The 26398-nt window shown below is 48.7% G+C and carries 8 protein-coding genes; all 8 read left to right on the top strand.

The annotated features are described in order from the left end of the window. The first annotated feature begins 220 nt into the window (after positions 1-220). The 8 genes from KD145_RS06615 to KD145_RS06580 all read left to right on the top strand — a co-directional run bounded on the left by KD145_RS06615 (position 221) and on the right by KD145_RS06580 (position 26300). Positions 221-1543, top strand: a complete 1323-nt coding sequence (locus KD145_RS06615) for a TolC family protein (RefSeq protein ID WP_212005120.1) — start codon at positions 221-223, stop codon at positions 1541-1543. Between the two features lie 23 nt (positions 1544-1566). Next, positions 1567-2757 (top strand): efflux RND transporter periplasmic adaptor subunit, encoded by a 1191-nt coding sequence (locus KD145_RS06610; protein WP_212005119.1) that lies wholly within the window; start codon positions 1567-1569, stop codon positions 2755-2757. A gap of 19 nt (positions 2758-2776) precedes the next feature. Beyond that, positions 2777-6055: an efflux RND transporter permease subunit gene (locus KD145_RS06605; RefSeq protein WP_212005118.1), complete on the top strand. Its 3279-nt coding sequence runs from the start codon at positions 2777-2779 to the stop codon at positions 6053-6055. Positions 6056-6077: 22 nt separating this feature from the next. After that, positions 6078-9350, top strand: coding sequence for an efflux RND transporter permease subunit (locus KD145_RS06600; protein WP_212005117.1), 3273 nt, complete (start codon positions 6078-6080; stop codon positions 9348-9350). A gap of 446 nt (positions 9351-9796) precedes the next feature. Continuing rightward, complete coding sequence (locus KD145_RS06595; RefSeq protein ID WP_212005116.1) at positions 9797-23194, top strand: gliding motility-associated C-terminal domain-containing protein; 13398 nt, start codon at positions 9797-9799, stop codon at positions 23192-23194. 71 nt (positions 23195-23265) lie between these two features. After that, complete coding sequence (locus KD145_RS06590; protein WP_212005115.1) at positions 23266-24267, top strand: type IX secretion system membrane protein PorP/SprF; 1002 nt, start codon at positions 23266-23268, stop codon at positions 24265-24267. A 580-nt stretch (positions 24268-24847) separates the two neighbouring features. Beyond that, on the top strand, positions 24848-25723 hold the full coding sequence (locus KD145_RS06585) for a DUF72 domain-containing protein (protein WP_212005114.1): 876 nt from the start codon (positions 24848-24850) through the stop codon (positions 25721-25723). A gap of 283 nt (positions 25724-26006) precedes the next feature. Beyond that, entirely contained in the window at positions 26007-26300 is a 294-nt protein-coding gene (locus tag KD145_RS06580; RefSeq protein WP_212005113.1) for a hypothetical protein, read from the top strand. Positions 26301-26398: the final 98 nt, after the last annotated feature.

The raw sequence follows: 26398 nt of genomic DNA, 5'->3' as shown, positions 1-26398 counted from the left end.
TATGCATAGTAAGTAAGATGAATAAGTTTGATCTGTTATTTGTTAAAGCGATGATACAAACTTTATGATTGTAACCCCGGATATCACCAAACACTATACGATTATTTCGTGTTATAGTTCATACATTTATTGAACTCAAAAGTGCAATACGGTGTTGCTTTATCGCCATATTTCGGGGGCTACGGTCAGGTATGGTCGTAGGCTGACATGTTCAGGTCCGTTGTTATGGATTATCTTTCTGACCAGCGTATCTATAAGGGTTTCCGGGCAAACGGTGCAGGACAGCAGCAGCTATCTTACACTGGGCAATTGTATAGCATATGCGATGAAACACCAGCCGGTGCTACATCAGGCGTATCTGAAGATGGATATTACCAAAGCCTCCAATGCCATCAGCGTGGCGGGCTGGTATCCGCAGGTAGCGGTTAATGGTAGTATCACCCACTATCTGAAGCTGCCTACCAGTTTTGTTAACAATGCTTCCACCGGCAATGTTCCTGTGGCACAAACAACCGGAGTTGTCAATTCCTCCGCTACGGGTCTGGCAGTTACGCAGGCCTTATTCAGCCCCACGCTACTGACAGCCGTGAAAAGCGCGCCCCTGTTCATCCGGCAGACAAGGCAGGTAACAGACAGTACCAAAATAGGACTGGTGGTAAACGTTACCAAAGCCTTTTACAACCTGCTGCTGACACTGGAACAGATTGAAGTGCTCAAAGGTGATACCATACGACTCGGACAAAGCACCCGGGATGCTTATCACCAGTACATCGGAGGCATCGTAGATGAAACAGACTACAAACAGGCCTTCATCTCCCTGAATAATTCCACCGCACAACTACGGCTGGCCGTAGAGAATGTACGGCCACAATACGCTACCCTGAAACAACTGATGGGATACCCGCCTCGTGAAAACTTCCATATCGTTTTTGATACCACAGAACTGATGCAGAACATCAACATCGACACTACTGAACAACTGCAGTTCGAAAAACGGATCGAGTATCAGCTGCTATCCACTTCCATGGATTTACAACGCCAGGTGACCCGGTTTTATCAGCTCGAAGCCCTGCCGGTCGTTTCCGCATTCTACAATTACAACGCTGATTTTTATAACAAATCGTTTTCCAAACTTTTTAATACGTCTTATACCAATTCCTTTCTGGGCGTGTCATTGACCATCCCGGTGTTTACCGGGTTCGCGCGGTTGCAGAACATAAAAAAATCAAGGCTGATGGAACAGGTGCTGGAAAGCCAGACAACAGACCTGAAGTCGCTGATCTATACGGAATATACCACTGCGCTGGCAGGCTACAAAGGTTACCGGTATAGTCTGCAACTCATGCAGGACAACCTGCAGATGGCCCAAAGGGTATATTTTGTTGTAAACCTGCAGTACAAACAAGGCATCGTTCCTTATCTGAACGTGATCACTGCAGAATCCAATTTAATAACAGCTGAAACAGGTTATCTGAATGCCCTGCTGCAGTTATTGTCCAGCAAGGTAGACCTGCAGAAGGCCATGGGTAATATCTCTTACTGATCAATCATAAAAATTCAATACTTATGATGAGGGTATTGTTGAGTACCGGTCTGATAGGCAGTATTTTTCTGTTCTCCTGCAAACCCAGGAAAACACCGCCCAATCCCCCTATGCCGGTGAATGTGTTTACGGTAACGGGTCAGAAGGTATGGTATTATGATAAATATCCCGCTACCACACAGGCCCTGAGCCAGGTAGACATGCGGCCGCAGGTGCAGGGCTATATCACCGGTATCTTTTTTAAAGAAGGCGCTGTGGTAAAAAAAGGGCAGAAGTTGTATGAGATCGATCAGCGGCTGTATCAGCAGTCACTTAAAACTGCACAGGCCAACCTGCTGATAGCACAGGGAAACCTGAAGCAGGCACAACAGGATGCTGACCGTTACGTATATCTCAACAAATACAATGCGGTAGCCAAACAGCTCTACGATCATGCACTCATCACCCTCGAAAATGCCAAAGGTTCGGTGAAGGCCTCTGAGCAAGCCGTGAAAACAGCTGGTACCAATCTCACCTACGCCACTATCCTGGCTCCGTTCGATGGCACCGTCGGTTTCAGCCTGGTGAAAATCGGTGATATGGTCAGTGTCGGCTCTACCATCCTCAATACCATCTCTACCAACAATCCCATGGCAGTAGATTTTGTGATCAACGAAAAACAATTGCAGCATTATGAAGACCTGCTCAAAGGCAGGCTGCCGGAGCCCGATTCCCTGTTCACCATACTACTGCCCAATGGAACGTTGTATTCGCGTTTAGGGAAGATATATACCATCGACCGGGCAGTAGACCAGCAGACCGGCGCTATCCGGGTACGCCTGGTTTTTCCCAACCCAGCCAATGATCTGAAGGTAGGAATGAGTTGCGTGGTGCGGGTACATGACCAGGATGAAGGCCTGCAGCTGGTCATTCCTAATAAAGCCATTGTAGAACAGATGGGGGAATATTTTGTATACGTGGTAAAGGATACGGTGATGGCTCCAAAAGGAAAGACCACCGCAACCAGCTATGATAAAGGCCCGCAGCTAAGGGCTTTCCAGAAAAAGGTAAAACTGGGACAGACAGTACTCGACAAGGTAATTATCAAAGAAGGCATCCAGGAGGGAGACAGGATAGTGGTAGACGGTGTACAGTCGCTGCACGACGGAGCCCGCGTCACCCTGGGCAATGGCATCCCTCCCGAAAACAGCAACAATAACGGCAAAAAAAAGTGAACGCCCTTTTGTACAGGTTATGATTGCAAATACATTCATAAAAAGACCCGTGACAGCCATCGTTACATCCATTGTACTGGTGGTATCCGGGGTGCTTAGTATTCTCAATCTTCCTGTAGACCAGTATCCTGATATTACACCGCCCATTGTACAGGTCAATGCGCAGTTTACAGGAGCAGATGCACAAACCGTAGAACAAACTGTGGCCACACCCATAGAGGAACAGGTAAACGGTACGCCGGGCATGGAATATATGCAGAGCAACAGTACCAACAATGGTTTAATGACCCTCAACGTGACCTTCGGTATCGGAACTGATATAGACATCGCTACCCTGGATGTGCAGAACAGGGTCAGCATTGCCAATCCCTTATTGCCTTCGGTGGCCAGCCGCCTGGGTATTACCGTCCGCGCCGTAAACCCAAGCATGCTGATGATGGTGGCCCTGTACTCACCCAAAGGCACACACGATATTACCTTCCTGGACAACTATACGAATATCTTTGTACAGGATGCATTGCTGCGTATTAAAGGCGTGGGAAGCATCAACCGGTTTACCGATGACTTCAGCATGCGTATCTGGCTCGACCCGGAGAAAATGGCTTCATACGCCCTCACACCACAGGATATCATCACGGCACTGAATGCGCAGAATGTACAGGTGGCAGCAGGATCAGCCGGTGTGCCGCCACAGCTGCCTACGCAAACCTTTGAGATCGGAATACTGGTTAACGGCCGTCTCAGCAAGGTGTCTGAATTTGAGCAGATCATTGTTAAAACCAATCCCCAGAGCGGAGAGCTGGTATATTTGAAAGATGTGGCCAGGGTGGAACTGGGCAAGTTCACCTTCTCGAGCAATTCATTTGTTGACGGGCACCGTGCTTCTTATCTGCGTATTTACCAGGCACCGGGCAGTAATGCGCTGGAGACAGCCACTGCCATCTATAAGGAGCTGGCCCTGCTCAGAAAAAATTTCCCAACAGATGTGGAATACAGTGTGCCCTTTGAATCTGTGACTGTGGTAAAGGTGTCTATGGAAGACGTGGTGCTCACGCTGATCATGACGCTGATACTGGTAGCAATAGTGGTGTTCGTATTCCTGCAAAACTGGCGCGCTACGCTGATTCCCGTGCTGGCCATCCCTGTTTCTATTTTCGGGACGTTCTGCTTTTTTATACCACTGGGATTTACGATCAATACGCTGACCATGTTTGGTTTTGTGCTGGCCATTGGTATTGTGGTGGATGATGCCATCATTGTGGTGGAAGCGGTACAGCATTATATGGACCAGGAAGGCATGTCTGCTAAGGAAGCCACCTATCACGCGATGAAGGACATCTCTGCGCCGGTGGTAGCCATCGCACTGATACTGGCGTCGGTATTTGTGCCGGTAGGCTTTATTCCGGGTATCGTTGGCCGCCTTTATCAGCAGTTTGCCATCACCATCGCCATATCGGTGATCATCTCTGCCTTCATTGCCCTGTCGCTCACACCGGCATTGTGTACGCTGCTGCTGAAACCTAGCGCCATCAAGCGGGAAGCCACCGGACTGAATAAAATATTCTTCCGCTTCAATACCTGGTTCGATCAATTGACAGCACATTATTCCGCCGGTGTAAAACGAAGTATACAGTTATCCCGGCTGGTGGTCATTATACTCGTCTGTATTTGTATCGGTGCGTATTTGCTTTTTAAGGTGAAACCCTCTGGTTTTATTCCTTCGGAAGATGATGGCAACCTGTATGTGACGTTTCAATTACCCGCCGGGGCTTCTACAGCGCAGTCGGTGAGTATCATGCAGCAGTTGATGAAGGTGGTGGCTGAAACGCCGGGCGTGGCGCACTATGCGGCGCTGTCGGGTCTGAATGTGGTGACCAATGCCACCAATTCCAACTGCGGTACTATTTACATACAGCTTCGTCCATGGGAAGAGCGGAAGACAACTAAAGTACGGGTGCCGGGCATTATGCGCGTGATGAGGGAACGGATTGCGGAAGCAGGTATCAAAGGCGCTACAGTACAGGTGATACAACCTTCTCCCATCCCGGGAGTGGGCGCTACAGTAGGTTTTAGCGCACAGGTAGAACAGCGCAGTACCAACGATGATATACACCAGTTTGAGAATATAGTGAAGAAGTTTGTAGCTGCTGCCAATCAGCATCCGGCTATCACGAATGCCAGTACTTATTTTGCCGCGCAAACACCTAGCTACAGCCTGACAGTAGACAGAGAGAAATGTGAGAAGCTGGGAGTGAACATCGGAGATGTGTTTACCACCATTCAGGCTTTTATGGGAAGTTTGTACATCAACGATTTTACCGCCTATAACCGTACCTTCCATGTGGTGGTGCAGGCAGATACCACCTTTCGGAGCATGATCTCCGATATGAATAAATACTATGTGCGTAACCAGGCAGGCACCATGCTGCCGCTGGGGACCCTGATCAGCTACCAGCCTGCGGAAGCAGCGCCGCTGCTCTCTCATTTTAATGTATTCCGCTCCGCCGAGGTGGATGGGGCTACAACAGAAGGACATAGCAGCACCGATGCCCTCAATGCGTTGCAGGATATCGCTGCCCAGGTACTCCCGCAGGGTTATGCACTGGAGTTTTCCGGGCTGAGTTATGAAGAGATCAGGGCAGGATCTACCACCATCTACATTTTCCTGTTCTCTATCACTTTTGTGTTTCTGTTCCTGGCAGCCCTCTACGAAAGCTGGTCGGTGCCCTTTTCGGTATTGTTGTCGGTACCGATTGGTGCATTTGGCGCTATTCTTACACTGGTACTGGTGCCGGGTTTGACAAACAACGTATATGCACAGATAGGGCTGATTACACTCATTGGCCTGGCAGCTAAAAATGCCATCCTGATTGTGGAGTTTGCCAAGGTGAGGGTAGACCGTGGGGAAGACCTGCTGGCGTCTACGCTGGAGGCGGTGCGTTTGCGTTTACGCCCCATCGTGATGACTTCCCTGGCTTTTATTTTAGGGGTGATGCCGCTGGTGCTGGCCACCGGTTCCGGAGCTGTTTCCCGCCGCACCATTGGTTTTACGGTACTGGGGGGCATGACGGCAGCCACCACCATCGCCATATTTGTGGTGCCTGTGTTATTTGTAGTCATCACCCGCCTGTCTTACGGGAAAGATAAGCTGGCCTGGTTAAAAGCGCATCATGAGGAACTGATGGTAAAAGCACAGAAAGTAGAACAGCAGGACATAGACGCACAACTGGAATATGAGATCGCCAAAGCCAGAGAACAACATGATGAGGAGATGCGTTCACAAAAGGGTGATACCTGAACAGCTATAGGATAAGGTAAGCATGATCGCTAATACTTTCATAAAAAGGCCGGTAACGGCCATTGTTATTTCATTAGTATTAATGATCTCGGGTATCGTATGCATTTTTAATCTGGCAGTAGACCAGTACCCCAACATATCGCCGCCTTCCGTGTCTGTTTCCGGCTCGTATACCGGCGCTGATGCGGAAACAGTTGAACAAACGGTGGCCATCCCTGTAGAAGAACAGGTGAACGGCGTGCCGGGTATGCGTTATATGCAGAGTACCAGCACCAATACCGGTGCGGTCAGTATCAGGGTGACTTTTAATATCGGCACCAATGTCCGTATTGCAGCACTAAACGTACAGAACAGGGTAGGCATTGCCAAACCACTGCTGCCTTCAGTGGTAAGCCAGCTGGGGCTGACCGTGCGTGCCAGTAATCCGGATATGCTGATGATGGTGGCTATCTATTCCCCTCATCAGACCCATAATATCAACTTTGTCAACAACTACGCCTACTCTTATCTGCAGGATGCACTGCTGCGTGTGCCGGGCGTAGGTGACGTAACCGTCCGCGCCGATCCTTTCAGTATGCGTATCTGGATGGACCCGCAGAAAATGGCCGCCTATGGTATCACTACCGGCGATGTGAGGACAGCGCTCAGTGAGCAGAATGCCTATCTGGCTGCCGGCGCTGTGGGTGAGCCCCCCCAGCATGCTGATCAGGTGTTTGAAAGAACGATCATCGTTAACGGGCAGCTTAATAAGCCGGAACAGTTTGAAAAAGTAATCGTGAAAACCAAACCGGGAACCGGCGAACTGGTATATCTGAAAGATATTGCCCGGGTAGAACTGGGCAAGTTCACCTTTTCTGCCAACTCCTTTATGGATGGCAAACCCTCCGCTTATGTCATGGTATATCAGGCACCGGGTAGTAACGCGCTGCAAACAGCGGATAATGTGTACAAGACGATGGAGGAACTAAAAAAGACTTTTCCCAACGACCTGGATTATGAAGTACCTTTTGAATCCGTGACCATTATCAGGGTGTCTATGTCTGAAGTGGTGAAAACACTGCTGCAGGCGCTGGGGCTGGTGGCAGTGGTGGTGTTCCTCTTCCTGCAAAATCTTCGTTCCACCCTCATTCCCGTTTTCGCGATCCCTGTTTCCATTCTGGCCACCTTTATTTTCTTCCTTCCGCTGGGTTTTACCATTAATACCCTTTCCATGTTTGGTTTTGTGCTGGCTATTGGTATTGTGGTGGATGATGCCATTATTGTGGTAGAAGCGGTACAGCACTATATGGATCAACAGGGCATGTCGCCGAAAGAAGCCACCTATCAGGCTATGAAGGAGATTTCTGCGCCGGTGGTGGCCATTGCCCTGATACTGGCATCCGTATTTGTGCCGGTGGGCTTTATCCCCGGCATTGTGGGGCGGCTGTATCAGCAGTTTGCCATCACCATCGCCATTTCCGTTATCCTGTCTGCTTTTGTGGCGTTATCACTTACGCCTGCTTTGTGTTCCATCCTCCTGAAACCTTCCCATGCCAACAAAAAACTGGGCTTCATAGGTCGTATCTTCCAGCGCTACAACAAATGGTTTGAGCGGGTTACCAACAGTTATTCCAGCGGCGTGAAAAAATGTATCCAGCATGGAAGGTATGTCATCATCTTCCTGATCATCCTTTGTATCGCGACGGTATATCTTTTTAAAATAAAACCCTCCGGATTTATTCCACCGGAAGATGGAGGCCGCTTGTATATTACCTATCAGTTGCCGGAAGGAACGGCTACCACTCATTCTGTGGAAACGATCAAAAAAATTATGAAGATCATAGGGGAGGTGCCGGGAGTAGCCCATTACTCGGCACTTTCCGGACTGAACATCCTCAACGGTGGCTCCAACTCCAACAATGGCAGTATCTTTTGTATGCTGAAACCCTGGGATGAGCGAACTACACCAGAGACCCGTTTCCCCGGTATTATCAATGTCATCAAAAAACGGATTGCCCAGGCGGGCATCATCAATGCCAATGTGGTGGTGACACAGCCTCCGCCCATCCGGGGCATTGGGCAGGCCTCCGGTTTTTCCATGCAGATACAACAGGGGAATACCAACGACGACCTGCACCAGTTTGAAGCCGTTGTACAGCGGTTCCTGGCGGAATGTAAAAAATACCCGGCCATCGCAACAGCTTATTGTTATTATTCGGCACATACCCCTAACTATCGCCTGACGGTAGACCGGGAAAAATGCCAGAAGCTGGGCGTCAACATCGCCGATGTGTACAATGCGATGCAGGCCAATATGGGCAGTTTGCTGATCAACAATTTCACCCTGTACAACCGCACCTTCCACGTGGTGGTGCAGGCGGATACGGTCTTCAGGGCCCTGATCTCGGATATGAACAATTATTATGTGCATAACCGGGCCGGCACTATGGTACCCATCAGCACTATGATCAGCTACGTGCCTACAGAAACGGCTCCGCTGATCACGCATTTTAATATTTTCCGTTCAGCAGAGGTAGATGGTAATACACCACCCGGATACAGTACTGGTCAGGGTATAGCAGCACTGAAGGAAGTCGCTGCTAAGGTGCTGCCACGGGGATATACCTACGAATTTTCAGGGCTTAGTTATGAAGAAATCAGGGCGGGTTCTACGACTATTTACATTTTTACCTTCTCTATCATCTTTGTATTCCTGTTTCTGGCTGCCTTGTATGAAAGCTGGTCGGTGCCGTTTTCCGTGTTGCTGGCCGTGCCGATCAGTGCCTTCGGCGCTATTCTGACGCTCACTTTTATTCCGTTGTTGTCCAACAACGTATATGCGCAAATAGGTTTGATAACATTAATTGGTCTTTCATCGAAGAATGCCATTCTGATTGTGGAGTTTGCCAAAGAGCGGGTAGACAGGGGAGAAGGGTTGATACGTTCTACCCTACAGGCGGTAAAACTACGTCTGCGGCCGATTGTCATGACTTCCATGGCATTTATCCTGGGCGTGCTGCCATTGGCGCTGGCTACGGGAGCGGGAGCTGTATCACGCAATACGATTGGTTTTACGGTGTTGGGTGGTATGATCGCTTCTACCTCTATGGCTATCTTTATAGTGCCGGTATTGTTTGTGTTGTTTACCCGGTGGTCATATGGTAAAAAGGAACTGGCCTGGCTGGAAGCGCATCACGAGGAGCTGATGGAGAAAGCCCGTAGAGTAGAAGAACAGAATATAGACCCGGTACTGGAATATGAAATAGCCTCCGCCCGCCAGCAAAATGAAGAAGAAAAAGGGAAGAAGGAAGATTAACCCGAACAGATACTTGTAGTAAAATTGCTACATACATTTAGAAAACCTTCTATACTCTGGATGTAGCCATTGATCTACCTTGCCAATTGATCTATCCATGTAATATAATGAAGACCCTTGAATAAGGCGAAACCATCTGTCGACCATATCCGGATCACTATATTCCCGGGATAGACCTGTTCTTACTAATAATTATAACTCCTGATTTATGGTAAAGTTTTACAAAAGTTATTCTCGAAAGCCACTTTTTTTAATGTTTGACTCCCGGAATCGTTTAGCCCATACCGTTATTTTCTGTTAGACATATTTTTTATCCAATGATCCGTTTTTCCTGCTTTCCAGGTCTGGTAAAGACTCCGGAGGTACAGGACCACGGTATTTTAGTTTATAGCAAGAAGTCATATCCGAGAATGCTTATGCAATTACTATTCAAGATTTATAGGACTATGGTTGGCCATATACGGCAAAAACCTGGTAGCAACCGGCTCCGGGCAGTATATGGTATATCCCTGCTGATGATAGCGCTGTTGTTGCAACAGATAGCTGTCGGAAGGTTGCTCCCGGATATCAAGGGAGCCTGGAGGAAAGTGATAACGGACCATTTATCTGCCAGCAGTAGTGCCGGCAGGATGCGGGCCGCTACTCCGCCGGTGCCGGGAGGCGTAACGGGTTCGTTGTTATGGTTAAGGGCAGATGATGCCGCCAGTAACGCTGGGGCCTGGAAGGATTATACCGGCAATGGCCTTGTTGGAACACAGGCCAATGCAGCGTTAAAACCAGTAGTGAATGCCAGCGCATTAAATTTCAACTACGCGTTTGTGTTTAATGGTACCAGCTATATGCAGATACCCCTGAATTCAATTAAAAATTCTTTCCCGTTTACCAATGCTCCCCGCACGATCATTGCAGTAGGAGCGCCTTCAAAGACATTGCTCAGCGGTGACCATGCTATGATGTTTGCCTATGGTGAAACAGGTGATGGTATTGGAACTTATATTGGTATGGTTGCGGGCGATGGGCGTGCCGGCTTTGGCGCATATACCGCCGGGGGAAACTATAATGTGGGAATGCCTGCGGGGACTCTGTCAACAAATGCTACCTATATTATGGGTGGCCGCTATGATGGTTCCAGTGCTTTCCTGGACCTGAATGGTACCATGAGTGCCAGTATTACAGGATCAGTCTGGAAAACCAAAAATACCCAGGGTGCCACTATAGGTCGTGGGCCTCTTACAAATCAGACTAATCCAAGTTACTGGCAAGGTAAAACAGCAGAGATCATTGTGTATGACCATGCGTTAAATGCCACAGAACAACAACAGGTATATTCCTATCTGTCACTTAAATATGGTGTTACCATGAACAAGGGAGCTCAAAACTACCTGGCTTCCGATGGTTCCACCTTCTGGAGGTCAGACGCTACCTATGCAAACAGGATTACCGGCATAGGCCGGGATGATGTTACCGGTTTAGATACCAAACAATCTCTCAATATAGATGCGGGCATGCTGACTATGTCGCTGGGTAACAGTATCGCCCCTACGAACAGTCAGAATACCAATGTGATTCCCAATGATAAATCATTCCTGGTACTGGCCGACAATGGACAGGCTACATCGGTTTATAACTATGCGGTGAGTGGTCAGAATGTTACCTACCGTATGCCCAGGATCTGGAAGGTGAATAAAACCAACTGGAGTGATCAGTCTGTTACCTTAAAGGCAGATGTACCAGGTAACAGCGTATACCTGCTGATCAGCCGTACCGATCCTAATTTTGGTACCATTGATCAGGAACTGCCGCTAACCCCTAACAAAACTATCACGCTCAATAGCAGCCTCATTCCGGATGGGGCCTATTTTACGTTTGCTACTTTTGTGAAATATCCGGGTGGTGTACCAGGCGCTTTACTGTGGCTGCGACCGGATATCGGTACTTCCAGCAATGCAGACAATACGCCTATTAACCTCTGGATGGATTATGCGTACAAGGCAAACAATGCCACACAGGCTACTGCTGCGTTGCAGCCTAAATACATGAACAACCTTACCGATAACGTCAACTATAACCCGGTAGTAAAGTTTGATGGTGTAGACGACAATATGAACCTGGATGTTAACAAATTCCCTACAGGAACCAATCCAAGAACAATTATCGGCATGGGGAAACTGAATGCTGGCGGTACAGGCAACCGGTATATCATTGGTTATGGGGCCGCTACTGCCAGCCAGGGATGTGGTTTGGCCTATGTAAACGGTGCAGGCAATTTTGTAGGTTATGCCAATGATGTCAGCTCGGGTGGATTTTGGCAGACAAATGTATTTAATGAAATGACCGGGATGTGGGCCGGTAATAGCGGCTCTCTTGTTAGTAAGGGAGCGGGGTTATTAACCCAGGTTAAGATGTGGAATACGGGCACCAGCTCCGGAGCCCGTATCGGTAACAGTCCTTGGGGTAATGAATTATGGAGTGGCGCTATTGGTGATGTAATGGTATATGGTTCCATTTTGTCAACCAGTGACAGGGCACGTATCAACACCTATCTGGCTATCAAATACGGCTATACGCTGGATCAGACTACTCCAACAAATTATATAGCTACAGACGGAACCACCAAAGTATGGACTGCAGCCACCAATACTGTTTACAATAAAAATATCACCGGTATTGGTCGTGATGATACGGAAGACCTGATGCAGAAACAGTCCCGCAGTATTAATCCGGGCTTACACCCTATCATTGGTCTGGGTAATATCGCTGCTTCCAACACTGCGAATAATAATGCGTTCGCAACAGATCTGTCTTACCTGGTGTGGGGAGATAACGGAGACGCCACAACGTTTTCGGTTACAGTTACCGGCCGGCCGGATGTGAAAAGCCGGATGGCAAGATTATGGAAAGTGCAGCAAACGGGGACCGTAGGCACTGTACAGATTGCGATTCCAAAAGATTCGCTGCCGTCTGTCTTTAGCAGCGTATACCTGGCCATCAGCCCGGATGCAGTGATTGACGGCACAGACCAGTTTATCCAGTTAACAGAAGCCAATATTAACGGCGTTACCTGCTATACGACCACTACAAATCTGATGGATGGCCAGTATTTCACTTTTGCGGCCATGGGGGCTATGCCGGGTGGTGTATCCGGCAATACTTTGTGGGTGAGGGCAGATATGGGTGTGCAGGTGAATACGGGCAACCAGGTGCAGCAATGGTTTGACCAGGGAGGAAGTGGTAATGCTACTACCGAGCTGCGGGCATCGGCGCCCACCAGTAATGATGTGATTACTCCATCTGCAGATATCATACAAACACAGGGTGCTATCAACTTTAACCCGGCTGTTACCTTCTCCGGTGCCATCAATAAATCGCTGAAAGGAAATGCAGCTTCTTCCTGGAAAAACAGTGACCCGTTGGCCATATTTTTTGTAGCCCTGCCTAAAGGCGCCCCTGGAGCTGATTTGGGGGGCATCTTCTCCACCAATACTTCGGGAAGGGGAGTCTTAATCAATAGCACCGGAACCGGCTACGTGCTGGATGGTAATGGCTGTACGCCCGCTCTTACTTCCTCATCGCTGGCCAAACCGCATGTAGGCAGAGGAATGTATGTTTCTGCCGCTAATGCGCAAGGTGGTTCTACCTGGCTCAATGGCAAGCTGGAAACCATTGCAGGTAGTTGTGGAATTGGAGCTGATAATAGCTACTTTGAAGTAGGTGGCCGTACACCAGACGGGTTGAAAGGACGCATTTATAATGGGCACCTGGCGGAAATTATAGTATACAAAGCCGCTCTGACCACTACCCAGGCGCAACAGATAGAATCCTACCTCGCTATCAAATATGGTGTTACGCTTGATCAGAGCACCGCGCAGAATTACCTCGCTGCTGATGGCACCACTAAGGTATGGGATGCTACTGCCAACAGCACCTATAAGAACAATATATTCGGCATTGGCCGCGACGAGTTAGAAAAACTCTATCAGAAACAATCCCGCAGCGTCAATGATGGCGCAATATTAACCATCGGATCAGGAAATATCGCTACCACCAATGCAGGCAATACCAACAGCATCAACAGCGATAAAAGCTATCTTATGCTGGGCTCCAACAGTGTGGCTAAAACTGTGCAAGGCACCAATCTGCCAGTGGCTTCCTGTATCACTGAAAGGCTTACCCAGCAATGGAAAGCACAGCTGACCAATTTTGATGCTGCTACTCAGCCATTGCGCCTGCAGTTTGATCTTGCCGGCGTAAACGCCACCGGCAGCACCCTGAGTGATTTTGTACTGCTGATAGACGAGGATGGCGATGGCAACTTCGCTACCGGTACGATCACGCAAGTTCCGGCTACAGACTACAACGCCGGCGTAGCAGGTTTCGACAATGTAACGACGCTTACCAACGGAGCGGTATTCACCCTGGCTACCCGTTATCCTGTACGTACCGCCAGCCTGGTACCGGCCGGTCAGGTGAAAACAGCCGCCAACATCTGCGTGGATGGCGACTGGGTATATTTCAGACATCCGGATGATATCAATAAATATATAGCAGCGATTCAGCTGAATGGAAATACTATCGATGTTTCCAAACTCTCCGCTGTGATCGATGCCAACCGTAACATGACAGCCATCGGTAAAAATGCAGGTACTGACTACGGTACCCAGCTGATAAACCGCTTCCTGCAAATTACGTACACCGGTGCACCACTCACCACCAATGGCGGTGTTACGCTGCGTTTGTTCTGGAACCCTGCTGAAAAAACAGCGGCAGAGAACTACCTGTCCTCTACCAGAGGGGTTACGCGTCCGCAAAAATGGATCTGGTTCAAACACGACAATAATATCGATCCAACGCTTACAGACCTTGATGCCACAGGATTAAAAAACATCACCCCACTGACACCTGCCGCTTCCGGTCAGGTGGATGGCGTGGACTATGTTGACTTCCAGGGTATTCAGCAGTTATCTACCTTCGGGGGAGAAACTACCAGCGATGTAGTATACACAGATCTCGCTATTACCAAAGATGATGGAAAAACTACCTATACGCCTGGCACTGATGCTGTGTACACGGTGGTGGTCAGTAACCTGGCTGCCAATGCAGTGACCGGCGCCACTGTACAGGATAAGCTCCCTGCTGGCATTCCTTCTGCCAATATGAGTTGGCAGGTAAGTGCCACCACTGGCGGGGGCAATGCTGCGGTTCTCAATGGTACCGGTGCACTGAATCAACAGATTGATCTGCCTGGCGGTGCTACTATTACCTATACGGTCACCATCGCAGTCCCTTCGGCCTATACCGGAGATCTTGTGAATGCAGCCACAGTGGCCGTTCCGGTCACTGGTTATGTAGATATTAACCAGACCAATAATACTGCAACAGATACAGACACATACCAACCGGAAGTAAATCTGCACATCATCAAAACGGCTACGCCGGACCCTGCATTGGCAGGTAACGCTATCGACTATACGATTACGGTTACCAACGCCGGTAAAAGTGATGTAACGGGAGCTACCATTACGGATATGATACCGGCAGGAATCAGCAATGTCACCTGGACGGCGACAACCACCGGTACCGGTGCTACTGTTAGCCCGGCAAGTGGTACAGGTAATGTAAGCGCAGTGGCTACTGTTCCGGGTAGTAATAACGGTACTGTGACTATTCTCGTAAAAGGTGTGCTGAGCCCCGATTATACCGGAGCTACCCTCAGCAATACAGCATCCATAACTCCTCCGGTAGGTATCACTGATACAGATCCGGCGGATAATGTCAGTACCATCAGCACTGCTGTTGAAAAGAAAACAAATGTTATTATCACCAAGGTGAATGCAACCAGTACCAAGGTGGCGGGTAGTCCTGTTACTTACCGTATCACAGTGGGTAATAACGGACCTGCTACCGCTACCGGTGTAAGAATACAGGACCTGGTGCCGGCCAATGTTACGATAAGCAGCGTTGTGCCTGCCGTAGCAGGAGCAGCTGTTATTACCGCTAATAATACTGCTGGCAGTAATGTAGACGTGACCGCTAACATCCCGCCGGGCCCCACTAATTATGTTGCGATAGAGATTACAGGTACAATTGATCCTTCCTTCAGCGGCGCCCTGACCAATACGGCCACGGCTACACCGCCGGATGGAGCACCTGTTTCTGCTACCGATAAAACAGATATTATCAGGAAACCTATATTGCTGATCAGCAAAAATGCTCCTGCCACAATCGTATCAGGTTCTGATATTACTTATGTTATCACTGTTGCCAACAGTGGATTGAGTAATGCGGTAAATGCCAATATATTTGATATAGTACCTGCCAATATCAGCAATGTGAGCTGGACAACTGCCGTAGAAGGCACTGCACATATTAATTCCGGTGCTACCGGTACTGGTAGTTCGGTGAATGTTTATGCAGATATTCCCGCCGGTGCTGCCAATAAAGTGACAGTAACCGTTACGGGCACCGTATCTCCTGCAGCGACAGGTAATATCAATAACACCGTATCCCTGACGCCTTCTGAAGGTAATGTGCCATTACTCAATGCGATGGCCTCCACAACAGCCAGCAAAACACCGCAGCTGGCCATCAGCAAAAATGGACCGGCCACTGTTGTTGCAGGTGAAACGATCAGTTATACCCTGTTTGTAACCAACCCCGGCAAAGCCAATGCAGATGGGGTGGACATCACTGATGACTTACCTGCCGGCATTACCAATGTGAGCTGGACGGCCACAGCTACCGGCGGTGCTGCCATCACGGCCGGTGCTACCGGTACCGGTAACACGGTGGCTGTAAAAGGTAATATACCCGCAGGCGTTAATGCCAATATAAGTGTACAGGTGACAGGCATAGTAGATCCTGCATCCCCGATCGGCTTCCTGCTCAATGAGGCAACCGTAACTTCTGTAGAGGCAGGAAAAAGCTGGAACAGTAGTGTTAGTACCACCGTTTCCCGCGTAGCCAATGTGGCTATTGTAAAATCCGGTCCTGCCGACAGGAATGCCGGTCAGGATATCCAGTACACGCTGAAAGTTACCAATGCCGGTCCAAGTATAGCCAGAGCAGCACAGATCTTCGACAATGTGCCGGCAGAAATAAAGAATGTTAACTGGACCGCCACCGTTACCGGTGGTGCGGCCATATTGACAAATCCAACCGGTACTACCAATAATGTACACGCGACAGTAGATATTCCGGTAGGTGGCGAAGTGGACATTGTGATCAATGGTACTGTAACAGGCGCAGTTCCGGTAGGAGCTACGATGGGTATCACCAATACGGCCACCGTTAATGTAGGCGGTGGTACAACAGATCCTGATACCGGAAACAATACCAGCAGACGTAGTACAACCCTGACCAACACAGCAGATCTGCTCGTCTCCAAATCCGGCCCGCAGAGAGTAAATATCGGTGATCCTATTACTTATGTGGTTGATGTGTCCAACCTGGGCACAGGCGATGTGCCAGCCGCAGTGATCAATGATGTGATCCCCGCTGCGGTTACAGTGCTTAACTGGACAGCGACCGCCTCCAATGGGGCGGACATAGGAGGTGCAGGAACCGCAACAGGCACTACATCGCCCATCCATCTGACCGCCAATATGCCGGGTAATTCCAATAGTAAAGTGAGCATTGTGGTGAATGGTACCGTTAACAGTTCAGCAGGTGCCAGCTTTACCAACCAGGCAGAAGTCGACGCGGGTGGAAACACTAAATTCAGTAAGATAACCACAGCGGTAAATCAGTCTACCGATGTGAAAATACAGAAGGCCGGTCCGGTAACCATTGCAGCCGGACAGGACATCGCTTATACATTGACGGTGACCAACGCCGGTCCGCTCGACGCCAATAATATCAGTATCACCGACAATGTGCCGGTGGAAATTGAAAATGTGAAATGGACGGCTACCGCTGCAGGAACTTCCACTGTTTCGGCCGGCAGCGGCACAGGCAATAACATCAGCCTGACCGGAGATATTAAGACCGGTGACGCCAATGCCATTACCATCCAAATTACCGGAAAAGTGAAGTCAGGTGTGATGGTGCCAAACGTTCAAAATACGGCTACCGTAACCCTTTCATCCGGCGTTATAGATTATGATCTTTCCAATAATACAGCAACAGCTACTACCAATGTTACCCTGGAACCGGGCGTAAGACTGGTTAAAGTAGGGCCGGCCACTGCTATCAGTGGTACAGGCATCACCTATAGCATAGAGGTAAATAATGATGGCCCGAGTGATGTCATCAATCTCAATATCGCAGACCTTGTTCCTGCTGCAGTATCCAGTGTAAAATGGGTAGCAACAACTACCGGCAATGCCACCATCATTTCCGGCAACGCCGGTGCAGCGCAGCAGGTGGATGTTAAAGGTAATATCCTTGCCGGTGCAGGTAATAAAATCAATATTACAATCACTGGTACAGTTGATCCTGCTTTTGCAGGCACTATCACGAACGTGGCAACCGCTTCTGCACCGATGATGGGAGCAACGGTCTCCTCAAATAATGTGGTGACCAGCATTTCGCGTCAGGTAGATATTGCGGTGGCAAAATCTGCCAGCAAAACAACGGTGAACGCCGGTGAAGAACTGGATTTTACAATAACGGTAACGAATATAGGTCCCGGTACACTGAAGGCCGGTGAAGAATTGCAGCTGACGGAAAATCTACCGGCAGGTTTGGGCAATGTAAGTTTGATACCTTCAGGAATCATATATAATCCTGTAACGGGTGCCTATACGCTGACCAGTGATATGGCTGCGGGCAACACTGTTAAGTTGGTGGTAAAGGGTATCGTAGCTCCTAATTATACCGGTACCAGTATTACCAACCATGTAGAAGTAGCAGTGCCGGCTGGTGTATCAGATCCTGACCTGGCCAACAACCAGGCGGATGCAGTAGCCGCTACCAGACTGGAGGCAGACCTTGGAATAACGAAAGTGTCTGATAAAACCATTGTTGCGGCAGGCGATCCGCTGACATACACCATTACCGTTAAAAACTACGGACCAGGTGCGTTCAACAGCGGAGATATTCTCAAAATAACAGAATCGCTGCCAGCGGAATTGCAGAACGTAACCTATAGCACCACAGGTGGCGTTTATGACAGTAACACGCATTCATTTACGCTCATGGGCGGCCTGAATGCAGGCAGCAGCGTGCAACTGGTGGTGAGCGGTACCGTGGCAGCCGACTTCATCGGAACAGGTATCACCAACACAGTATCAGTAGCTCCGCAGGGAATGGTGACAGACCCCGTACCGGGTAACAATACCAGCAACGCAACGGTTGCTGTGGAAAGGAAAGCAGACCTGGCAGTAACGAAGACGGTAGACAAAACCAGCATAGTCGCAGGAGAGGCGGTCAACTACACCATTACCGTCAGGAACAAAGGCGTGAGCACACTGAAGAGCGGTGAAGTGCTCAGGATAACGGAAACACTTCCTGCAGAACTGATCGTGAACGGTTATGATGTTACGGGTGGCACTTATGATGCTAACGCCGGAACCCTGACCCTCACCAGCGACCTCGCACAAAATGCAGTGGTAACCCTGGTGATCAAAGGAAATGCAGACGCCACCACTTTGAGCACCAGCATGGTCAATAAAGTGTCTGTTGCTGTACCTGCCGGCATCACAGATTCCGATCTTACCAATAATACCGCTACCAGTCCTGCTACGGCCATCCGCCGTGAAGCGGACCTGATGATAACGAAGTCAGTAGACAAGACCAGTGTAGTGGCGGGCGAAGCCATCACCTATACTATCACTGTTCAGAATAACGGCATTAGTACCCTGAAGAGCGGGGAGAAGCTGGGCCTTACAGAAACACTTCCGGCAGAACTGATCGTTAGCAGTTATACGGCTACCGGCGGTATTTATGATGCCAGTACCAACACCTTTACCCTGACAGGCGACCTGGCCAAAGATGGCGTGGTGACACTGGTGATCAGGGGCAATACAGATGCCGGCACTTTAAGTACCAGCATGGTTAATAGAGTGACTGTAACGGTTCCATCAGGCGTAACCGATACCGATCCATCCAACAATACCGCCACCAGCAACACTACCGCTATCCATCGTGAAAGCGACCTGGCGGTAACAAAGACGGTTGACAAAACCAGCGCAGTCGCAGGGGAGGCCATCACTTATACCATCACTATTCAGAACAAAGGTATCAGTACTCTGAAGAGCGGTGAAAAAATAGGTATCTCGGAAACACTTCCGGCAGAACTGATAGTAAGTAGTTACGCGCCAACAGGAGGCACTTATGATGCCAGTGCAGGCACCTTCACGTTGACCGGCGATCTGACCAAAGACGGCATCGTAACGCTGATCATTAAAGGCAATGTGGATGCTGCTACGTTGAGCACCAGCATGGTCAATAAAGTGGCCGTGACTGCCCCCACCGGTGTGACCGACACCGATCCGTCCAATAATGCTGCTACCAGCAACGCTACAGCTATCCGTCGGGAAAGTGATCTGGCAGTGACGAAGACGGTTGATAAAACGAGCGCCGTGGCAGGAGAAGCGATCACCTATACGGTTACTGTTCTGAACAAAGGCATCAGTACCCTGAAAAGTGGTGAAGTGATCGGCATTGCCGAAACCCTCCCGGCAGAACTGATCGTTAGTGGTTATACAGCTACCGGTGGTACCTATGATGCTAATACAGGCAGCTTCACGCTGAATAGCGATATGGCTCAAAACGGTGTGGTATCACTGATCATCAGCGGAAATACAGATCCCGGCACCCTGAGCACCAGCATGGTCAACAAAGTGGCGGTGACGGCACCTTCCGGTGTGACTGATACCGATCTTTCCAATAATACTGTTACAAGCAACGCTACAACGATCCATCGTGAAAGTGACCTGGCAGTAACGAAGACGGTCGATAAGACCAGCGTCGTGGCAGGAGAAGCCATTAGCTATACCATCACTGTTCAAAACAAAGGTATCAGTATCCTGAAGAGTGGCGAAGTGATCGGCATTGCCGAAACCCTCCCTGCAGAACTGATCGTTAGCGGCTATACAGCTACCGGAGGCACTTATGATGCCAATGCCGGTACCTTTACGCTGAGCAACGACCTGGCACAAAATGCAGTGGTAACCCTGGTGATCAATGGTAATGTAGATGCGGCCACAAACAGTACCAGTATGTTCAATAAAGTATCTGTGACTATTCCGGCAGGTGTGACTGAAACGGATCCTTCCAATAACACCGCCACCAGCAACACTACCACTATCCGTCGTGAAAGCGATCTGGCCGTAACGAAGCAGGTGGACAAGACCAGTGCTGTGGCAGGAGAGGCCATCAACTATACCATTACTATTCAGAACAAAGGTATCAGTACCCTGAGAAGCGGTGAAGTGATCAGTATTACCGAAACCCTCCCGGCAGAACTAATCGTGAGCAGTTATGATGCTACCGGTGGCACCTATGATGCTAATGCCGGCACCTTCACACTGACCGGTGATCTGGTGAAAGATGGTGCAGTAACACTGGTGATCAAAGGAAATGTGGATGCCGCCACTACCAGCACCAGTATGATGAATAAGGTTTCTGTGGCCCTTCCATCCGGTATCACGGAAAGTGATCCTTCCAATAACACGGCCACCAGCAACACCACTGCCATCCGTCGTGAAAGCGATCTCGCAGTGACCAAACATGTTGACAAAACCCGCGTAATAGCAGGGGAAACGATCAGCTATACCATCACTATTCAAAACAAAGGTATCAGCACGCTGAAAAGTGGTGAAGTGATCGGCATCACGGAAACACTTCCGGCAGCCCTGATCGTGAACGGCTATACAGCTACCGGTGGGTCATATGACGCCAATGCACATACTTTCACGCTAACCAGTGACCTGGCTAAAGACGGGACTGTAACGCTCGTCATCAATGGCGAAGTGGACCCGGCAGCAACAGGTACAAGCATGATCAACAAAGTATCCGTGACAGTACCCAATGGTATAACGGATGCAGACCAAAGCAATAACACCGCTACCAGCGAAACAACAACGATCATCCGTGAAAGTGACCTGGAAGTAACGAAGCAGGTGGATAAAACCAACGCGGTGACAGGCGATGTATTGAATTATATCATTACTGTCGGTAACAAAGGTCTCAGTACCCTCAATACCGGGGAGGTGATCACTATCGCCGAAATACTACCGGCAGGGCTGACCAACATCAGCTACCTCGTAAATGGAGGTACTTATAATGCGGCCACCGGAGCTTATACACTGACAGGGCCTATGGCATCCGGCAGTACGGTCACCCTGAAGATCAGCGGTACCATTGCTGCTGATTTCACCGGCAGTGCTGTTACCAATAAAGTAACCATTGCCGCACCGGCAGGTATCACTGATCCGGTAACGACCAACAATGACGCAACCGTTACGACCACCGTTTCACGTGCCGCCGATCTGGCTGTAGGTAAAACAGCAGATAAACCGGAAGTAGCTGCCGGAAGGCCGGTTGTCTATACGATAACCGTTACCAACCACGGTCCGGCAACATTGAACAGCGGAGAAACCATCACCATTACTGAAGCGTTGCCTGCTCAGTTGACCAATATAAGCTACACTGCTAGCGGTGGTAGCTATAACGCCGCCACAGGAGCCTTCCTGCTTACCGGCGCACTGCCTGTCGGCGGTACTGTAAAACTGAATGTCAGCGGTACCGTGGATGCAGCATTTACCGGTAACAGCATTACCAATACCGTGACCGTTGCCGCCGGTATTACAGATCCGGATAATGGTAATAACAGTGCAGCGGTGACTACCGGTATCACGCCACCACCAAGCTTTGAAACATGGAAGACGGTAACAACGGAATACGGTACAGGACAGATACACGCAGGCGAAAAACTGACCTATACCATTTATGTGCGTAACAATGGTAAAGTATCATTGCCGGAAGTAACCATTACAGATCCGGTACCAGCGCATACCCGTTATGTAAGCGGAGGCACCCTGAATGGCAATATTGTGAACTTCAGTATCAGGGACCTGGCTCCGGGAGCCCTTACCAGTGTGACTTTTGTGGTGAAGGCCGATGATAACCTTACCGGCATATCCGGCATCAGCAATACGGCCACTGTAAGTGATGGTTATACTACCAAACCTACCGCTGGCTGTGACCCTGCAGCACCAGGCTGTGATACCAATACCCCGGGTACTAATATCGAAACAGGAGGCGGTGACCTGTCCATTACCAAAGAAGTGGTGACACCACAGGCCCCTTACCGCATGGGACAGCAGGTTACCTATCGCATCACCGTCCACAATGCATGGGACCAGACATTTACCAATGTAGCGGTAGAAGATCTGCTGCCGGCAGGACTGGAAGCACCTACATCAACCGCTGCCGACAAAGGAAAGGTACAGACCGATCAAACCGGAAAACGGATGCTCTGGGATATCGGCCAGTTAATGGCGGGGGAAACACTGCAAATGACACTGGTATGCCGCGTCATTGATGGCGGCCAGGTTGTCAACCAGGCCAGGGTAACCGCTAATGAGCCACAGATCAACCTGACCAATGACCTTGCGGAAGCGGTTATCCAGGTAGAAGGACAAGACCTCTCATTCCCGAATGTTTTCACACCAAACGGAGATGGTAAGAATGAAAAATTCATCATCGGTGGCCTGGAAAAATATTCCGGTTCAGCTATCTATATCTACAACAGATGGGGCAGCATGGTATATCAGTCTAAAGATTATAAAAACGACTGGAACGGCTCCGGATTGAATGAAGGAACCTACTACTATATCCTCGAGGTAAGAAAACTACAGGAGACCAAACGTTTCAAGGGATGGGTACAGATATTAAGATAATACGGAAAAACCAGATGCCTGAAACTGCAGGCATCTGGTACCCGGTATCACAGGTCAGAAATCGTAAAACTATGCGCATTAATTTAAAAATATATTTCCTGGGTCTGCTAATGATAACAGGTATCAGCACCAGGGCACAGCAGAATGTACAGTTCAGTCAGTACGCTTTCAACGGATTAACGGTGAATCCTGCCTATGCCGGATATAAGGAGGACTGGTACCTGAATGCCGCCTACAGGCACCAGTGGGCCGGGTTTCCAGGCGCCCCGCGTACCGGTGGTGTCTCTCTGGATGGTCTGACCAATGCCCGCGACAATAAGGTAGGAGTAGGGATGCAGTTGTTGTTCGACCAGCTGGGGCCACAGCAGGCTGCTTCACTGTACGGCTCCTATGCTTACCGTATTCCGCTGGATGAGGAAAATACACGCCGTCTCTGCCTGGGTATCGGTGGAGGTGTTACCCAATATTCAATTGATGGTACCGCGATGTCATATGTAGATAATAACGATGAAACCATCCCTACTGGAAAGGTCAATAAGTGGGTGCCGGACGCACGCTTCGGCATCTATTATTATACGCCCTCCTTTTATATAGGCGCATCTGTGATGGACCTCTTTTCATTATACACCTCCGCTACCAGATATTCCTGGAAAGGGTATACCTATGATGTGATCCGCAAAACACAACACGTGTATCTTACTGCCGGTACGGTATTGGGCCTTGGGGAAACGCTGAAGCTAAAACCATCCATCATGATCAAGGAAGATTTCAAAGGGCCTACCAGTCTCGATGTAAATGCTTTTCTGCTGCTCAGCGAAAGGCTTTGGGTAGGCGGTTCATACAGGACCTCCCTGAAATTGTGGAACAAAGATAACCTGGACCCTCGCCTGCAACAGGTGAACGCAGCCAGTGCCATGGTGGAGTTTTATGCCACTGAGCAGCTGCGTATCGGCTACGCCTACGATCTGAACATCAATAAAATGGCCGGTTATCAGGGCGGATCACATGAAATATCCATCGGATTCCTATTCCCCTCAAAACAATATACTACACAGAGCCCGCGCTACTTCTGATGCGTATATACATATGGATAAGCCTCCTATATCATTGGATACAGGAGGCTTTCTTATTGATAGCTATTTGACTTCTCCCACTCTAATGAATTTCTAATAAATTTTTGTTTGTAAATCATTGGTTAGTTGCAGAAGCTGATCTACCTTTGTGTCTCAATTAAAAAATGCACCATGGACGTACAACCTCCGAGTTGCCATTATCATTATTAACCCCTCATTGTAAGATGACTTGTTTGTCTTTTCAATGAGACAAAATTTAAGTCATGTTTAAATTATTCCCCCGTAGCAAAGCCAGATTGAGAAAGGTACAGATGTCTGAAATGCTGGCCCCTGAAACCAGGCCCTGTATTGCAGCCTCAGGCGATTTAACAGCCTCCCGCCGCTTGGATCGGTTGTTTAAAAACGAAATTTTCTATATACTGAAAACGAAGAAGCAGTTTCAGTAAATCTGTTTTCCGTCGATAAGATTTTTATTAGTTACAGTTGTAAGCCATTTAATCATAGTCTGCTTTACTTTTAAAGTAGAACTTTTTTAATGCACTCTTTTGTATTTTGCATCATAGATCAAAAATACGACTGCATGGACTTTGGTGCTAACTGGCCCATATATGATCAACTGGAGTTGTCATTGCCCGCTGATGAGTGGGTAACCGCACAGGTACTGAAAGGTACACCGGTAAATAATACTTTAAGGATCGGTACTTCCGGCTGGAGCAGAAAGGAATATGCCGGCACGCTCTATCCCAGAGGGATCCGGGAAACGGCATTGCTGCCGGAATACAGCCGGATATTTAATTGTGTGGAACTCAACGCTACCCATTATAAAATATACAGTCCTGATGATATCCGCAAATGGGTGGATAAAGTGAAAGGACGTGATTTTATGTTTTGTCCGAAAGTGCCGCAGGTGATCAGTCATCATAGTACTTTACTGAATGCGGCTACAGAAACAGCAGCTTTCCTGGAAGGGATACGCGCATTTGAAAAACAGCTTGGGCCTGTTTTTCTACAGGTGAGTGAATACTTTTCACCTGTCCGTAAATTAAATCTCTATAAATATCTGGAGCAACTTCCGCGCGATCTGCAGTTTTTTGTGGAGGTACGGCATCCTGACTGGTTTGGAAATGAAACGGAGCGCCGTGAATTTTTCAATACGCTGCATCAATTGGGAATAGGCGTGGTGATCACGGATACGCCAGGCCGTCGTGATTGTTTGCATATGGGGTTAACCGTTCCTCATCTTTTTCTTCGTTTTGTTACCAAGGGCGGGCATCCGCTGGATAGTGTCCGTTTGCTGGAATGGAAGGAGCGTTTGGATGTGTGGAAGCAGCAGGGCCTGGAAACGATCTGTTTTTTTCTGCATGTACATGATGGCCGGTTTGAGGCTGATTTTTATAAAGAAGTACAGGCTGTGTTCGGGTTAACGGCTCAGCCTTCGCAGATGACCCTCTTCTGAAATTACAGACACCGTGGGTATTTGAGTCCCGGTGCTGTTGCGAATTACCACTGGTTGACTCCCCTTTGCGAGTGCTCTTATTATCATAATATAAACGTGCTCTTAAAAATCATTGAGCCAATGACGGTGGTCATATCTAATCTACAAGACGTACTCTATCTTCGTGTATATGTAAACAGGGATTAATGCTTTGCAGCTCAGGCATAGCTGCTATTATAACTTCCTGATAACATTTTTTAAGCAAAAAAAGGACGATATTCAGTATAATTAAACCCCAAAAGTTATGCGTACTTTACTACGAGTTTCATGTGATGTCGTTGCATCCAACAATGCCCTTAAAAACGGAAAGCTTCCTGAAGTCATCAAGTCTACGATGGACAAGCTCAAACCTGAAGCAAGTTATTTCTTTGCAGATGGTGGGCGCCGGTCCATGTTGATGGTATTTGATATGAAAGATCCTTCAGACATACCGGGTATCGCAGAACCATTCTTTATGGAACTGAATGCGGAGGTAGAATTTCAGCCTGTAATGAATGCTGAAGAATTGCAAAAGGGCCTGTCCAAAGTTAATTCCTGACCTTTTTAGTTTAAGATGAAGAAACGATGAACAATTGCCAGTGTGATTCTTCACACTGGCAAATTTTTTATAGGACATGGTTTATTTTTCCGTGCACA

Source organism: Chitinophaga sp. HK235 (assembly GCF_018255755.1).
Taxonomy (GTDB): domain Bacteria; phylum Bacteroidota; class Bacteroidia; order Chitinophagales; family Chitinophagaceae; genus Chitinophaga.
The sequence above is the reverse complement of the archived record's forward strand: the minus strand, read 5'-3'. Positions and strand labels throughout refer to the sequence as shown.